The organism is Roseivivax halotolerans, assembly GCF_900115815.1.
Lineage (GTDB): Bacteria > Pseudomonadota > Alphaproteobacteria > Rhodobacterales > Rhodobacteraceae > Roseivivax > Roseivivax halotolerans.
Genome location: NZ_FOXV01000003.1, coordinates 277,622 through 292,273, shown reverse-complemented (window position 1 = coordinate 292,273; position 14,652 = coordinate 277,622). Strand labels below are relative to the sequence as shown.

At 65.3% G+C, this 14,652-nt stretch carries 13 protein-coding genes; 9 read left to right on the top strand and 4 right to left on the bottom strand.

All coding sequences use genetic code 11. The annotated features are described in order from the left end of the window. Positions 1 to 150: 150 nt before the first annotated feature. On the top strand, positions 151 to 1,329 hold the full coding sequence (locus BM171_RS06405; protein WP_093009996.1) for a pyridoxal phosphate-dependent aminotransferase: 1,179 nt from the start codon (positions 151 to 153) through the stop codon (positions 1,327 to 1,329). Here BM171_RS06405 and BM171_RS06400 read toward each other — a convergent pair. Further along, positions 1,326 to 2,309, bottom strand: a complete 984-nt coding sequence (locus BM171_RS06400; protein WP_093009995.1) for a cyclodeaminase — start codon at positions 2,307 to 2,309, stop codon at positions 1,326 to 1,328. The two genes, BM171_RS06405 and BM171_RS06400, sit on opposite strands and share 4 nt — an antisense overlap. Further along, positions 2,299 to 3,306: a hydroxyectoine utilization dehydratase EutB gene (gene eutB, locus BM171_RS06395; protein WP_093009994.1), complete on the bottom strand. Its 1,008-nt coding sequence runs from the start codon at positions 3,304 to 3,306 to the stop codon at positions 2,299 to 2,301. The genes BM171_RS06400 and eutB overlap by 11 nt, the downstream gene beginning before the upstream one ends. A 182-nt stretch (positions 3,307 to 3,488) precedes the next feature. On the opposite strand from eutB, the gene BM171_RS06390 reads away from it, so the two are divergent. Continuing rightward, complete coding sequence (locus tag BM171_RS06390) at positions 3,489 to 3,980, top strand: fasciclin domain-containing protein (RefSeq protein ID WP_093009993.1); 492 nt, start codon at positions 3,489 to 3,491, stop codon at positions 3,978 to 3,980. A gap of 84 nt (positions 3,981 to 4,064) precedes the next feature. Here BM171_RS06390 and katG read toward each other — a convergent pair whose 3' ends face one another. After that, complete coding sequence (gene katG, locus BM171_RS06385) at positions 4,065 to 6,281, bottom strand: catalase/peroxidase HPI (RefSeq protein WP_093010121.1); 2,217 nt, start codon at positions 6,279 to 6,281, stop codon at positions 4,065 to 4,067. 132 nt (positions 6,282 to 6,413) lie between these two features. Between katG and BM171_RS06380 the strand changes: the two genes are divergently transcribed. After that, the gene (locus tag BM171_RS06380) at positions 6,414 to 7,319 is read left to right on the top strand and encodes a hydrogen peroxide-inducible genes activator (protein ID WP_093009992.1); all 906 of its coding nucleotides are present in this window, start codon (positions 6,414 to 6,416) and stop codon (positions 7,317 to 7,319) included. Between the two features lie 74 nt (positions 7,320 to 7,393). Here the strand turns inward: BM171_RS06380 and BM171_RS06375 are convergent, their stop codons facing one another. Then, positions 7,394 to 8,539, bottom strand: a complete 1,146-nt coding sequence (locus BM171_RS06375; protein WP_093009991.1) for an iron-containing alcohol dehydrogenase — start codon at positions 8,537 to 8,539, stop codon at positions 7,394 to 7,396. Positions 8,540 to 8,745: 206 nt separating this feature from the next. Between BM171_RS06375 and BM171_RS06370 the strand changes: the two genes are divergently transcribed. From BM171_RS06370 to arsJ, 6 genes are all read left to right on the top strand, one after another. Continuing rightward, positions 8,746 to 9,753: an ABC transporter substrate-binding protein gene (locus tag BM171_RS06370; RefSeq protein WP_093009990.1), complete on the top strand. Its 1,008-nt coding sequence runs from the start codon at positions 8,746 to 8,748 to the stop codon at positions 9,751 to 9,753. 56 nt (positions 9,754 to 9,809) lie between these two features. Further along, positions 9,810 to 10,601 (top strand): ABC transporter ATP-binding protein, encoded by a 792-nt coding sequence (locus BM171_RS06365; RefSeq protein ID WP_093009989.1) that lies wholly within the window; start codon positions 9,810 to 9,812, stop codon positions 10,599 to 10,601. After that, entirely contained in the window at positions 10,601 to 11,365 is a 765-nt protein-coding gene (locus tag BM171_RS06360; RefSeq protein ID WP_093009988.1) for an ABC transporter permease, read from the top strand. The genes BM171_RS06365 and BM171_RS06360 overlap by 1 nt, the downstream gene beginning before the upstream one ends. A gap of 134 nt (positions 11,366 to 11,499) precedes the next feature. Then, positions 11,500 to 12,345 carry an arsenate reductase/protein-tyrosine-phosphatase family protein gene (locus BM171_RS06355; protein WP_093009987.1) on the top strand — a complete coding sequence of 282 codons (846 nt, stop codon included), beginning with the start codon at positions 11,500 to 11,502 and terminating at the stop codon, positions 12,343 to 12,345. Continuing rightward, the gene (locus tag BM171_RS06350) at positions 12,342 to 13,340 is read left to right on the top strand and encodes an ArsJ-associated glyceraldehyde-3-phosphate dehydrogenase (protein WP_093009986.1); all 999 of its coding nucleotides are present in this window, start codon (positions 12,342 to 12,344) and stop codon (positions 13,338 to 13,340) included. The genes BM171_RS06355 and BM171_RS06350 overlap by 4 nt, the downstream gene beginning before the upstream one ends. After that, entirely contained in the window at positions 13,337 to 14,605 is a 1,269-nt protein-coding gene (arsJ, locus tag BM171_RS06345; protein ID WP_093009985.1) for an organoarsenical effux MFS transporter ArsJ, read from the top strand. The genes BM171_RS06350 and arsJ overlap by 4 nt, the downstream gene beginning before the upstream one ends. Positions 14,606 to 14,652 lie beyond the last annotated feature (47 nt).

The following is a 14,652-nucleotide window of genomic DNA, read 5'->3' as shown; positions in this document are numbered from 1 at the left end:
AGGGATGAATCGCCCGGATGCGACATTATATGTCGCTTTCAGGCAACGGACGGTAGCCTCTGCTGCGGTCTGAACCTCCCGAACACCGCGCCCTTGCCCCCGCCTGCGCCCGGCGATAGCCATGATCTTCGCAATCGGGAGGATGCGGGAATGTCTCAACTCAGGTTTGCCGCCTCGCTCTCGCGGCTGGGCACGGAATCCGCCTTTACAGTCCTCGCGCGGGCCAACGCGCTTGCCGCCGAGGGACACGACATCGTCAATCTCGGTATCGGCCAGCCGGATTTTCCGACACCGCCCCATATCGTCGAGGCCGGAATTGCGGCGCTGAGGGATGGCCATCACGGCTACACACCGGCGAACGGTATTCCGGCGCTGCGCGAAGCCGTGGCCGCGGACCTTGCCCGCCGCCACGGGGCCGAGGTCGATCCGGGCCACGTGGTCGCGGTGCCGGGCGGCAAGCCCACGATGTTCTTCGCCATGCTGATGTTCGGCGAGCCGGGGGCGGAGATTCTCTACCCCGATCCCGGCTTTCCCATCTACGGCTCCGCCATCGCTTATTCCGGCGCGACAGCCGTGCCCTATCCCTTGTCCGAAACGTTGGGACACGCGCCCGAGGCCGAGGCGATCCTGTCCCGGATCACGGATCGAACGCGCCTGATCGTGGTGAACTCGCCCGGCAATCCCACCGGCGGGGTGATGCCGAAAGCCGAGATCGATGCGCTCGTCGCGGGCCTCGCCAAGCATCCGCACGTCGCGATCCTGTCGGACGAGATCTACTCGCAGATGCTCTATGGCGGGCGCGAGCATGTCTCGCTCCTGCGCTATCCCGAGATCCGCGACCGGCTGATCCTGCTCGACGGGTGGTCCAAGACCTACGCGATGACGGGCTGGCGGCTCGGCTACGCGGTCTGGCCGGAAGCGGCGGTCGATCACGTCACGCGGCTTTGCATCAACGACCATTCCTGCGTGAACGCCTCGGCACAATATGCAGGGCTCGCGGCGCTGACCGGCCCGCAGGACGCCGTGGCCGAGATGGTCGCCGCCTTCGATCGCCGCCGCATCGTGACGGTGGAGGCGCTGAACGCTCTGCCGGGGGTCTCCTGCGCCGATCCGGGCGGGGCGTTCTACGCTTTTGCCGATATTCGTGGGACGGGCCTGACCTCGATGGACGCGCAGACGCTGTTTCTCGAGGAAGCGGGCGTCGCGACCGTCGCGGGCACGTCGTTCGGCGCAAATGGCGAGGGGTTCCTACGAATTTCCTACGCCAATTCAGAGGCGAACATTTCCAAGGCGATAGAGCGGATCGGCGCGGTCCTCGCCGCGCGCTAGGCGCGCACGAGCGTTCCGGCCCCGGAAAGCCGGGTGGAGACATGGCTCGCGATCGCCGTGTCCTGCGCGCCAGTGCCCGTCAGATCGCAGATCGTGACCTGTGTGGCATCGGTGCGGCCGGGATGGGTGCCGGCCACGATCTCTCCAAGCTCTGGGGGCGTTCTGTCCATCAGAAGCCCCGCCGCGTGCGCTGCTTCAAGCTCGCCCGAAACCTCGCATTGGCTGACCCTGTCGCAGACGTAAAGATCGGCTGCGGCGAGCGCTTCGGGCGCGATCTCGTTCTTGCCGGCCTGGTCCGAGCCCATCGCGGTGATGTGCAGTCCCGGATGCAGCCAGTCGGCGTGAACCACAGGGTCGCGCGCGGGCGTGGTCGTCACCACGAGCTGGCTTTCCCGCACACAGGTCTCCGCATCCACCGCGTCTGCTTCGATGCCAAGCTCTGCGGCCAGTTCCTCGGCGCAGGCGCGCGCTTTCGCGGCGTCGCGGCCATGCACCAAGAGCCTCGAGAACGGTCGGACGAGATGCGCCGCCTTCATCTGAAGCCGCGCCTGCACGCCTGTTCCGATCACGCCCGCGGTTTCGATCTCTGAACGCGCGAGGTGCCGCGCGGCGACCGCGCCCGCGGCGGCGGTGCGGATGTCGGTCAGGTAGCCGTTGTCGAGGAAGACAGTCTCCACGAGGCCTGTCTTGGCGGAAAAGAGGATCATCAAGCCGTTGAGGCTCGGCAGGCCAAGCAAGGGATTGTCGAAAAAGCCCGGCGAGACCTTGATCGCGAAGCCGTCGAATCCCGGAATATAGGCGGTCTTCACGTCGACCTCGCCATTGGCTTCCGCCAGCTCCATCGACAGGATCGGCGGCATCACCACGCGGCCCGAGGCAAGCGCCGCAAAGGCCGCCTCGATCACGTCGACCGTCTCCAGATCGAGCGCGACGACTGCGCGCAGTTCGGCCTCCGTGACCACACGAACGTCATGCGCCATAGGGTTTGCCTTTCACGGTCACGTCGCCGAGCTGCACATCGCGCCCGGCCATGATGTCATGGAACATGGTCATGTCGAGGTTCCGCCCGGTGATGATCGTGCCGACGGGCCCCTCGGCTGCGGGCACTTTGCCCGCCAGCTTTGCCGCAAGGCCGACCACACAGGCTCCCTCGGCGACGATCCGGTCTTCGTAGAAAAGAACCTGCATGGCGTGATAGATCTCGTCCTCTGTCACCAGGACGGTGTCGTCCAGAAGGTCGCGGCAGAGTGGGAAGGAGAGCCGGTTCTGCATCCCGATCCCGCCGCCGAGGCTGTCGGCGAGGCTCGCGACTTCCTCCACCTCGACGGGATGCCCCGCCGCGATGGAGAGGTGCATCGCCGCGCCGCGATCCATCGAGACGCCGATGACGCGGATGTCCGGATTGATCGACTTGGCGGCAAGCGCGACGCCCGCGGCCAGCCCGCCGCCCGAAAGAGGCACGAGGATCGTGTGAAGATCGGGCCGCGCCTCCAGCATCTCGAGGCCGATCGTTCCCTGTCCCGCGATGACATGCGGATCGTCGAAGGGCGAGATCTCCACCAGCCCGTCTTCCTTGACGAGCCTGAGGCTCTCGGCCAGCGCCTCGTCCTGGCTGCGCCCCTTGATCCGCACCTCAGCGCCGAGCGCCCGGATGCCGTCGACCTTCGCCTGCGGTACCAGCTCGGACATGCAGATCACCGCGCGAATGCCGCGCAGGCCGGCCGCATAGGCAACGCCCCGCCCGTGATTGCCGGTGGAGCAGCAGGTCACGCCCGCCGTGCCCTCTGGCAAGGCCATCACCGCGTTCATCGCGCCGCGCAGTTTGAAGGCCCCGATCGGCTGCATGTTCTCGAGCTTGAGCAGGAAGTCCTGCCCGGCAGCCTTCGTCATGAACGGCGAGGGCACGAAGGGGGTCGCATCGGCGACGCCCCGCAAGGTGCGCCGGGCCGAGAGGATATGGGCGAGGGAAAGCGTCATGCGAGGCCTTTCGACGGGCGTTGAGGCCTTGAGCCTAGACCACAGGTCCGCCGCTTTGAACCCGTGCCCGGGTGGCGATACAGGCAAAACTGATCCGGCATGGGCGACGTCGCGTAAACCTAACCAGCGCCGGGCGAGACGGCGCAGCACCCAGATTGGAAAAAACCGAGGAAGGACGTCCCATGAAACGACGTTTTGCCATCAAGACCTTCGCCGCGCTCAGCGTCGCAGCCTTGGCCGCCGCCTGCGCTCCGGCGATGGATGACGGAGACGACATCGTCGATATCGCTGCGGCAAACGACGACTTTTCGACACTCGTGGCCGCTGTGGAGGCCGCCGGGCTTGTCGACACGCTCAAGAGCGACGGGCCTTTCACCGTCTTCGCGCCGACCAACGCGGCCTTCGCCAAGCTGCCTGCAGGCACGGTTGAAAGCCTTCTGCTCCCCGAGAACAAGGACCAGCTCACCTCGATCCTGACCTATCACGTGGTGCCGGGTGCGGTGACCTCCGACCAGCTTGCCGGTCAGCGCATGTCGGTGACGACGGTTCAGGGCTCGGACGTGCATATCGACGGCCGCAACGGCGTGCATGTGGACAATGCCCGCGTCACCACAGCCGACATCATGGCAACGAACGGCGTGATCCACGTCATTGATACCGTTCTGATGCCCTGAGGTTTCAAGGGACAGGGCAGGGGCCTCAGAACGAAAAACGCGCGCCCCTCGGGGCGCGCGTTTCATTTGCAGAGGGAGCTGGGCTCACTTCACGTCGAAGCGATCCGCATCCATCACCTTGACCCAGGCCTTCACGAAATCGGCGACGAACTTCTCTTCGTGACCGTTCTCGGCATAGACCTCGGAGATCGCGCGAAGCTGCGAATTCGAGCCGAAGACCAGATCGACGCGGGTCGCATCCCACTTCTTCTCGCCGCTGGCACGGTCCACACCTTCGAATTCCTGCCCGTTCTCGTCGACCGGCTTCCACTCGGTATCCATCGACAGGATATTGAGGAAGAAGTCATTGGTCAGCGCGCCGGGACGGTCGGTGAACACGCCGTGCTTGCGCTCGCCCTGGTTGAGACCCATCGCGCGCATCCCGCCGACCAGCACCGTCATCTCGGGCGCGGTCAGCGTCAGAAGATGCGCGCGGTCGATCAAGAGCTCCTCGGTCGGCACGGTGTAGCCGGTCTTGAGGTAGTTGCGGAAGCCGTCCGCGCCGGGCTCGAGCACGTCGAAGCTGTCGACGTCGGTCTGCTCTTCGGTGGCATCCATCCGGCCCGGAGTGAAAGGCACCTCGACCTTGTGACCGGCCTTGCGCGCGGCTTCTTCAACGGCCGCGTTGCCGCCGAGAACGATCATGTCGGCGAGCGAGATCCGCTTGTTACCGCTCTGACCGTCATTGAACGCCTTTTGCAGACCTTCGAGAACCTCGAGCACCTTGGAGAGCTGCTCGGGCTCGTTGACCTCCCAGCTCTTCTGCGGCGCCAGACGGATGCGCGCGCCATTGGCGCCGCCGCGCTTGTCCGATCCGCGATAGGTCGCCGCCGAGGACCAGGCGGTATAGGCCAGCTCACGCACGGACAGGCCGCTTTCGAGGATCGAGGCTTTCAGCGCGTCGATATCCTTCGCATCGACCAGCTCGTGATCGCGCTCGGGGATCGGATCCTGCCAGATGAGGTCTTCGGCGGGGACTTCCTTACCGAGGTAACGGACCTTCGGACCCATGTCGCGGTGGGTCAGCTTGAACCAAGCGCGGGCGAAGGCATCGGCGAACTCGTCCGGGTTGGCATGGAAGCGTCGCGAGATCTTCTCGTAAGCCGGGTCCATCTTCATCGCCATGTCGGCGGTGGACATCATCGGCACGACCTTCTCGTCCGAGCCGTCGACCTGCGGGGCCTTGTCCTCGTCCTTGATGTTCTTCGGCGTCCACTGATGCGCGCCGGCCGGGGACTTGGTCAGCTCCCACTCGTAGCCGAAGAGCATGTCGAAATAGGACATGTCCCACTGCGTCGGCGTCGGCGTCCACGGACCTTCGAGACCCGAGGTGATCGCGTGCTTGCCCTTGCCGCTCTCGAAGGTCGAGAGCCAGCCGAAGCCCATCGCCGTGATGTCGCCGCCCTCTGGCTCGACGCCCACATTCGCCGCGTCACCCGCACCGTGGGTCTTGCCGAAGGTGTGGCCGCCCGCGGTGAGCGCGACGGTTTCCTCGTCGTTCATCGCCATGCGCGCGAAGGTCTCGCGGATATCCTGCGCCGAGGCCAGCGGGTCGGGGTTGCCGTCCGGGCCCTCGGGGTTGACGTAGATGAGGCCCATCTGCACCGCCGCCAGCGGGTTTTCGAGCGCGCGGCCCTCGGCGTAGCGGCTGTTCGGCTCATCGGAGGTGGCGAGCCACTTTTCTTCGGAGCCCCAATAGATGTCTTCCTCGGGCTCCCAGATGTCCTCGCGGCCACCGGCGAAACCGAAGGTCTTGAAGCCCATATCCTCGAGAGCGACATTGCCCGTCAGGATGAAGAGGTCTGCCCAGCTGAGCGACCGGCCGTATTTCTGCTTCACGGGCCAGAGCAGGCGGCGGGCCTTGTCGAGGTTGCCGTTGTCGGGCCAGGAGTTGAGCGGTGCGAAACGCTGGCTCCCCGAGCCCGAGCCGCCGCGACCATCGCCGGTGCGATAGGTGCCGGCGGAATGCCAGGCCATGCGGATCATGAAGGGGCCGTAGTGGCCGTAATCGGCGGGCCACCAGTCTTTGCTGTCCTTCAGGACATGCGCGATATCCGTCTTGACCGCATCGAGATCGAGGGCCTTGAACGCCTCTGCATAATCGAAATCGCCGCCCATCGGGTTACCGGCAGGCTGGTTCTGATGCAGGATCTTCAGGTTCAGCTGATTGGGCCACCAGTCCCGGTTGCCGCGACCGCCGAAGCGCGATTGCGTGGCGGTGCCGTGAATGACCGGGCAGCCGCCAAGATCGTTGCCGTCCATCATCTTGTCTCTCCTCTCGGGTTGTCGTGCAGCCGGAACGATTCCCCCGGCGCAGTGATCTGTGCCCGTGTTTAGCATCCTCCAGCTATGAAGAAAATTTGCTTTTGGGAATGGTTTTGATAACTTTTTCTTATGAGCGAATTCAGCCTGAGACAGCTTCGTTATCTCGACGCGCTTGCGCGCCACGGACATTTCGGCCGCGCGGCAGAGGCGTCGTCGATCTCCCAGCCTGCTTTGTCAGTGCAGATCCGCGAGCTTGAGGCATCGCTTGGCCTCAAACTGGTGGAGCGCGGTGCGCGCGCTGCGCGGCTGACCGCGTTCGGAGAGGAGTTCACCGCCCGTGCCCGCGAGGTGCTGCGCGCGGTGGACGAGCTCTCCGATATGGCGCGCGCAGCCGGGGAGGGCCTTTCGGGGCGCCTTCGCCTCGGGGTCATTCCGACGATCGCGCCGTATCTTCTGCCGAGGGTCATCGCGCGGCTCGGCGAGCGGTTTCCCGAGGTCGACATCCATATTCGCGAGACCGTCACACAACGCCTTATCGAGGAGCTGCGTGATGGACGGCTCGATGCGGCCATCGTGGCGCTGCCGGTCTCGGAGCCGGGCCTGTCGGAGACTGCGCTTTTCGACGAGGATTTCGTGCTGATCCGGCCCGAAGCCGATGCCGACCTGCCGGTGCCCGACGGCGAGGCGCTGGCGCGGATGCGGCTTCTCCTCCTCGAAGAGGGGCACTGCTTTCGCGACCAGGCACTATCGTTCTGCAAGATGACGTCGAACCTGCCGCGCGAAGGGCTCGAGGGATCCTCGCTCGCGACGCTCGTTCAGATGGTCGGCGCGGGGATCGGCGTGACGCTCATTCCCGAGATGGCCGTGCCGGTCGAGACGCGCTCGGCCCGCGTGTCGGTCGCGCGTTTCGCCGATCCGCGTCCGAAGCGCAGCGTCGGCATGATCTGGCGCGCCTCGAACCCGCTGGCCGAACGGCTGACGGACGTGGCCGAGGAGGTCGGCTCAGCCGGCCGCGCTCCAACGGTGACAGGATAGGCGTGCGGAGATCGGAACCGCCGGCAGGAGCAACCGATTGACGTGATGCGCCGCCCTTCGCGGGATATTGCGGATCAGGCGCTGGCTTCGGACAGGATCGCGGCAAGCCTTTCGCGCGGCAACGGGACCGGGTTGGCTTTCATCGAGGAGGCGTCCGCCGCCGCCTCGGCCCAGCTGCCCAACACTGTCTCACTGTTTTCGGGCCGCGGAATATAGGGCAGGCCCTGGTCGTCAATCCAGTCCTGGAAGGCGTCGAATGCCCCCATCTTCGGCACCCCGAACTGGTCCGCAAGGATGCGCGCGACGAAATCGATCCGCGCGGTGTCACGGTCCACCGCCAGCGCTTCCTCGTTGGCCCTGAGGACTGGCACGAGGAGCCGTCCGCAAATCGCACCGTGCGCGAGCCCCGTCTGACCGCCGACCACGCCCGCAAGCCCGTGAACGGCACCAAGGCCCGCATTGGCCAGGGCGATACCGCCAATCAGGCTGACATAGGCCATCGTGTCCCGCGCCTCGGCGGTCTCTTCGGCCATCAGCCAGTGCAGTGCATCGATTCCGCGGCTGATCGCGTCGCGGCAGAGCGCATCCGTCACGAGGTTCGCCCGCGCGGAGAGATACGGCTCGATCACTTGCGTGATCGCATCGAGCCCCGACGCTAGCGTAACGTTGCGCGGGCTTTCATCGGTCAGGGCGGGATCGACGAAAGCGCGGGCCGGGATCATCCCCGGATCGCGCAAGGACACTTTTCGCCCCGCCTCCGGCACGCCGATCACCGCGTTCTTTGTCGCCTCGGCCCCCGTGCCCGCCGTGGTGGGCACGGCGATCACAGGCAGTGGCGGCGTGTCGAGCGGACGCCCGGCCCCCACGATTTCGAGATGATCTTCGGCCGGACCCGGCTGCGGTAGCAAAGCCGCCAGCGCCTTTCCCATGTCGATCACCGATCCGCCGCCAATCGCAAGGATCACGTCAGGCGGGGCCGTCCGCCAGCGGTCGAGCGCGGCGCGGAGCGCGTCGATCGTCGGCTCGCCGCGATGGTCTTCCGTGACCAGCTCCGCGCCTTTTTCCTCCAGCGCACGGCCGATCCGGCCCGCAGCGGAGACGGACGGACTTCGGAGCATCAGAACGCGCTGCCCCAATGCGAGACAAGCGTCCGGCGCAGCGTCCGAACAAGTCCTGCCAAATGCGATGCGGGGCGGCAGAGCGAGCGAAAAATGCGTCATGGACCGGACAGATAGCGGTCTCGGCCCTCACGGAAAGGTGTGACCTGCGGCAATGGCCTTTCAGGATTGCTCGAAAAATCGGCAGGGTGCCGAAAAAATGGTCGAGTGCAGGCATCGGCTGTGGTTCACTGGCCTGCGCCGCGCAAGGGTAGCGGCCAAGCCATCAGACGTCCCGAGAAAGATGGCCCGTCAACAGGGAGACATACATGCTGAAAACCTCTTTCGCCGCCGCCGCGTTCGGGCTGATCGCCAGCGCCGGGCTCGCGCAGACCTCGATGCCCTTCGCACTCGATTGGAAGTTCGAAGGTCCCGCCGCGCCATACACCCTGGCGATCGACGAGGGCATCTTTTCAGACAAGGGCCTCGAGGTGACGATCACCGAAGGTCAGGGCTCGCTCGACGCGATCCCGAAAGTCGCCACCGGTGCCTTCCCGGTCGGCTTTGCCGATATCAATTCGGTCATCCGCTTTCTCGACCAGAACCCCGGCGCGCCCGTCGTTCCGGTGATGATGGTCTACGACAAGCCGCCCTTCGCCGTCGTCGGCCGGATCAGCCAGGGCATCGAAGCGCCCGGCGATCTTGAAGGCGCAACGCTCGGCGCGCCGCCGCCGGACGGCGCCTGGGCGCAGTTCCCGATCTTCGCCGCCGAGAACGATCTCGACATGGATGCGATTACCGTGGAGCCCGTGGGCTTTCCGACCCGCGAGCCGATGTTGGCCTCGGGCGAAGTGGACGCCGTCACCGGCTTTTCCTTCTCCTCGACGCTGAACCTCATCCGGCTCGGCGTCCCAGAGGACGACATCTCGGTGCTTCTGATGGCCGATTACGGCGTCGATCTCTATGGCAACGCGATTATCGTGAACACCGACTTCGCCTCCGAGAACCCAGAAGCCGTGACAGGTTTCCTGACCGGTATCGCCGAAGGCTGGCAGGCGGCGATCTCCGACCCCGAGGCGGCCATCGCCTCGCTCCTCGAGCGTAACCCGGCGGCCGATGCCGATCTCGAACAGCGCCGTCTGCAATTGTCGATCGAGGCCAATGTCCTTACCGATTACGTCGCCGAGAACGGCATGGGCGGAATCGACCCCGAGCGGTTTGCTGCCGCCATCGAACAGACACGCACGGTCTACGAGTTCCAGAACGAGCCGGACATCGCGGCGCTTTTCGACGACAGCTACCTGCCCGAGGCAGAGGCGCGGATGCTGTCCGAATAAAACGACCGGATCGGGGGTCATGCGCCTCCGGTCCGCAAGGCAAAGGGGCAGGGGACATGGACAATCTCATCGACATCAAGGGCGTGCGCCATGCCTACCGCACAAAGGCCGGCCCGCTGCCCGTGCTCGACGGGCTCGACATCCAGGTGGCGGAATCGGAATTCTGCGCGGTGGTCGGTCCCTCGGGTTGCGGCAAGTCCACGCTGACGCGCCTTGTCGCGGGTCTCATGCGTCCCGACGAGGGCGAGGTCTGGCTGCACGGCAAGCGCGTGACGAGCCCGCGCAAGACCGTCGGCATGGCCTTTCAGAACCCCGTCCTTCTCGAATGGCGCAACATCCTCGACAACGTGATCCTGCCGCTCGAGATCGTCGCTCCGTCGATGCCGCGCCGCGACCGCGTGGCCCGCGCCGAGGCGCTGCTCGAGATGGTGGGGCTGTCGGGCTTCGAGGGCAAACGTCCCTCCGAGCTTTCGGGCGGCATGCGTCAGCGCGCCTCGCTCTGCCGCGCCATCGTGCACAAACCGGACGTGCTGATCATGGACGAGCCTTTCGGCGCGCTCGACAATTTCACGCGGGAGGATCTCTGGCAGACCATGCGCGATCTGCGCGCCAAGGAGCCGTTCACCGCAGTCCTCATCACCCACGATCTGCGCGAGAGCGTCTTTCTCGGCGATCAGGTGATCGTCCTGTCGGGCCGACCCGCACGCACTCAATATGTGCTCGACGTGACCCTTCCGGATGACCGGACCATCGACATTCTCTACGAACGCGAGGCGGGCGAGATGCTGCATATCCTGCGCGACCAGATCAAGATCGCCCAAGGGCGCGGCGCGGCGGAGGCGCAGTGATGGAAAGCCTTCAGAAAATCGGCGTGCCCATCGCCGCCATCCTTGTCTTTCTCGTTCTCTGGGAGGCACTCGTTCGCCTGAACGGCTGGCCCGACTACGTCATGGCGTCTCCCTCCGATCTGCCGCAGGCCTATGCGCGGTTCTGGGAGTTGTTCCTCGTCGGCGCCTGGCAAACGCTCTGGCGGACGGTCGCGGGCCTTCTGCTCGCGGTGATCGTCGGCGTTCTGATCGGCATGGTCATGGGCTTTTCGCGCATCATGCGCGATGCGCTCTATCCGCTGCTCGTGGGGTTCAACGCGATCCCGAAGGCGACACTTGTGCCGGTGCTGGCGCTTCTCTTCATCGGCCAGCACGATTTCAACACGGTGATGATGGCGTTCCTCATCTCCTTCTTCCCGATCGCCGTCTCGGTCGGGATCGGCCTCTCGACGCTCGAACCCGAATATCGGGACATCCTGCGCTCGCTCGGCGCGAGCCGGGTGACGATCTTCCGCAAGATCGCGCTGCCGAAGACGCTGCCCGAATTCTTCGGCGCGCTGAAAGTCTCGGTCACGCTTGCCTTCATCGGCACCAATCTCGTGGAGATCGTCTCGCCGCACGGGCGCGGCCTCGGCGCGCTGTTCCTCTCGGGCCAGACGAACTCGAACTATCCCCTGATGTTCGCGGTGCTGATCGCGCTCGCGGTGCTCGGCATCGCCCTTTACTACGCGGTGGTCTTTCTCGAGCGCGTCTTCGCCGGCTGGGCAGAGCGCGAGACGACCTGACGGGCGCGCTGCGCCCCCTCTTTGGATTGGTGAAAATACCGCGGGGAGCGCGAGGGGCTGGCCCCTCGCTCCCGCACGCGCCACGGGCGAAAGGCTCTTGACGACCCGCGCTATATTTCAATATTTCCTGAAATATGGAATCGTACCACGCAGATCAGCTCGCCGTCCTCGGCCATCCGCAGCGCCTCGCGCTCTTTCGGCTCCTTGTGCGCCGCTACCCCGATGCCGTTCCGGCGGGCGAGCTGGCCGACGCGATCGGCGCGCGCGCCAATACCGCCTCCACCTACCTGTCATCCCTGCGTCACGTCGGTCTGATTACTCAGTCCCGTGAGGGTCGCTCGCTGCTTTACCGGCTCGATGCGACGAGATCGCGGGGATTGATGGATTTCCTGTTCGCGGAGTGCTGCCGGGGCCGCCCGGATCTCTGCGGGCCATCCGCATTCCCCCTGCCAGAAGGAAACGCGATCATGCCCAGCCGCAAATACAACGTTCTCTTTATCTGTACGGGCAATTCCGCCCGCTCGATCTTCGCTGAATCGATCCTGCGCCGGGAGGGGGGAGATCGCTTCAACGTCTATTCGGCGGGCACCAGGCCCTATTCGGAGCTGAACCCCTTCGCGGTGGAGACGCTTCGCAAGAAAGGCTACGACATCGACGCGCTGCGCGCCAAGAATGTCGAGGAATTCCAAGGCCCGGACGCGCCGCAATTCGATTTCGTCTTTACCGTCTGCGACCGCGCGGCAAACGAGGATTGCCCGGCCTGGGCAGGCCAGCCTGTCAGCGCGCATTGGGGTATGCCCGACCCGGTGAAGACGGTCGGCACCGATGCCGAGAAGAGCCTCGCCTTCCAGCACGCCTATGGCGCCCTTCGCAATCGCATTCAGGCCTTCGTCGCGCTGCCCATCGGCACGCTCGACCGGATCTCGCTGCAACACGCCGTCGATGACATCGGCCAGACCAATGCCGGGGAGCCCGCATGACCACCTACGCGCTGAACGGCCTTGGCCGTATCGGAAAACTTGCGCTGAAACCCTTGATCGACCAAGGCACAAAGATCGCCTGGATCAACGACGCGGTCGGCGATCCCGAGATGCACGCGCATCTTCTGGAATTCGATTCCGTTCATGGCCGCTGGGACGCCGAGTTCGCCCATGATGCAGGCAGCATCACGGTGAACGGCATGCGCCTGCCGGTCCATTCCGAACGTCGGATCGAGGATCTGCCGCTGGACGGCGTCGACGTGGTCATCGACTGCACCGGCGTCTTCAAGACCGAGGCCAAGCTTGCCCCGTATTTCGAGGCTGGTGTGAAGAAGGTCGTGGTCTCCGCGCCCGTGAAGGACGGTAATGCGGCGAATGTCGTCTACGGCGTCAACCATGACATCTACGACCCCGCGGAGCACCGGATCGTGACCGCGGCCTCCTGCACGACGAACTGCCTCGCACCGGTCGTGAAGGTCGTGCAAGAGGCGATCGGCATCCGGCACGGCTCGATCACAACGATCCACGATGTCACCAACACGCAGACCATCGTGGACCGGCCCGCCAAGGATCTCCGCCGTGCGCGCTCCGCGCTGACCTCGCTCATTCCGACGACCACGGGGTCTGCCACGGCGATCACATTGATCTATCCCGAGCTCAAGGGACGTCTCAACGGGCACGCGGTCCGCGTGCCGCTCCTCAACGCCTCGATCACCGATTGCGTCTTCGAACTGGAGCGCGAGACCACCACGGAGGAGCTGAACGCGCTCTTCAAGGAGGCCGCAGAGGGCCCACTGAAGGGCATTCTCGGCTACGAGGAGCGCCCGCTCGTCTCGGCCGATTACACCAATGACACCCGCTCGGGCATCGTGGATGCGCTCTCGACGATGGTGGTGAACGGCACGCAGGCCAAGATCTATGCGTGGTACGACAACGAGATGGGGTATGCTTACCGCCTCGTCGACGTGGCACGCATGGTGGGCGCGTCCCTATGAGCGCGGCGCGGCAGGACGGGCTTTCCGCCTATATCGCGGTGACGGCGGCCTATTGGGCCTTCATGCTCACCGATGGCGCGCTGAGGATGCTGGTGCTCTTGCACTTCCACACGCTCGGCTTCTCGCCCGTGCAACTGGCCTACCTTTTCATCCTTTACGAGATTGCCGGGATCATCACCAATCTTTGCGCGGGCTGGATCGCGGCGCGGTTCGGGATGACCTCGACGCTGTATGCCGGGCTTGGCCTTCAGGTCGTGGCGCTGCTGGCGCTTGCCGCGCTCGATCCGGGATGGGCGCTCTGGGCGTCGGTCGCCTATGTCATGGCGGTGCAAGGCGCATCGGGCGTCGCCAAGGATCTTGCCAAGACCTCGGCCAAGAGTGCCGTGAAGACGCTCGCGCCCAAGGCGCAAGGCGGGCTCTTCCGATGGGTCGCGGTTCTGACGGGGTCCAAGAATGCGGTGAAGGGTGTGGGCTTCCTTCTGGGCGCTGGCCTGCTGGCGCTGCTTGGCTTCACCGCTTCGGTTCTGGCGATGGCGGCGGTGCTGTCGGTGATCCTCGCCGCGATCGCGCTCAAAATGCCGTCCGGGCTGCCGGTCGGGCGCAAGGATGCGAAGTTCTCCGAGGTGATCTCCAAGGACCAGAACATCAACCGGCTCTCTCTCGCGCGCGTCTTCCTCTTCGGTGCGCGCGATGTCTGGTTCGTGGTCGGCATCCCGATCTACTTCTACGCGGTGCTGTCCGACGGCACCGAAGAGGGCAACCGCGCGGCATTCTTCATGATCGGCAGTTTCATGGCCGTCTGGACGATTCTTTACGGAGCGGTGCAGGCATCCGCCCCGAAGCTCCTGCGCGCCGCAGACCGCCCCGAGGCGGAGCTGGTGCCCGAGGCGCAGGCATGGACCGGGCGGCTCTTCGCGCTGCCTGCCGCGCTGGCGCTTCTCGTCTGGATCGCGGGAGAGCCTGCGACCTGGCTTACCGTCACCATCGTTGTCGTCCTTCTGGTCTTCGGCGCGATCTTCGCCGTCAACTCGGCGCTGCATTCCTACCTGATCCTCAATTTCGCGGGGGTGGAGCGGGTGACGATGGATGTGGGCTTCTACTACATGGCCAACGCCGCCGGTCGCCTTCTTGGCACGCTGATGTCCGGGCTCAGCTACCAGATCGGGGGGCTGCCCCTGTGCCTTGCGACGGCGGCCGTTTTCGTGGCGCTCAGTTGGCTGGCTGCGCGCACTCTCAAGCCCGAGGCAGAGCCCGCGCCCGCGTGAGAGGCGGCCATTGTATCCGCCGCTGGGCAGGGTAGTCTTTGTCCCGA

Excerpts from the sequence above, each read along its gene's own strand:
- BM171_RS06405 (WP_093009996.1), top strand. The coding sequence starts at position 151 with ATGTCTCAACTCAGGTTTGCCGCCTCGCTCTCGCGGCTGGGCACGGAA.
- BM171_RS06400 (WP_093009995.1), bottom strand. The coding sequence starts at position 2,309 with ATGGCGCATGACGTTCGTGTGGTCACGGAGGCCGAACTGCGCGCAGTC.
- eutB (WP_093009994.1), bottom strand. The coding sequence starts at position 3,306 with ATGACGCTTTCCCTCGCCCATATCCTCTCGGCCCGGCGCACCTTGCGG.
- BM171_RS06390 (WP_093009993.1), top strand. The coding sequence starts at position 3,489 with ATGAAACGACGTTTTGCCATCAAGACCTTCGCCGCGCTCAGCGTCGCA.
- katG (WP_093010121.1), bottom strand. The coding sequence starts at position 6,281 with ATGGACGGCAACGATCTTGGCGGCTGCCCGGTCATTCACGGCACCGCC.
- BM171_RS06380 (WP_093009992.1), top strand. The coding sequence starts at position 6,414 with ATGAGCGAATTCAGCCTGAGACAGCTTCGTTATCTCGACGCGCTTGCG.
- BM171_RS06375 (WP_093009991.1), bottom strand. The coding sequence starts at position 8,539 with ATGACGCATTTTTCGCTCGCTCTGCCGCCCCGCATCGCATTTGGCAGG.
- BM171_RS06370 (WP_093009990.1), top strand. The coding sequence starts at position 8,746 with ATGCTGAAAACCTCTTTCGCCGCCGCCGCGTTCGGGCTGATCGCCAGC.
- BM171_RS06365 (WP_093009989.1), top strand. The coding sequence starts at position 9,810 with ATGGACAATCTCATCGACATCAAGGGCGTGCGCCATGCCTACCGCACA.
- BM171_RS06360 (WP_093009988.1), top strand. The coding sequence starts at position 10,601 with ATGGAAAGCCTTCAGAAAATCGGCGTGCCCATCGCCGCCATCCTTGTC.
- BM171_RS06355 (WP_093009987.1), top strand. The coding sequence starts at position 11,500 with ATGGAATCGTACCACGCAGATCAGCTCGCCGTCCTCGGCCATCCGCAG.
- BM171_RS06350 (WP_093009986.1), top strand. The coding sequence starts at position 12,342 with ATGACCACCTACGCGCTGAACGGCCTTGGCCGTATCGGAAAACTTGCG.
- arsJ (WP_093009985.1), top strand. The coding sequence starts at position 13,337 with ATGAGCGCGGCGCGGCAGGACGGGCTTTCCGCCTATATCGCGGTGACG.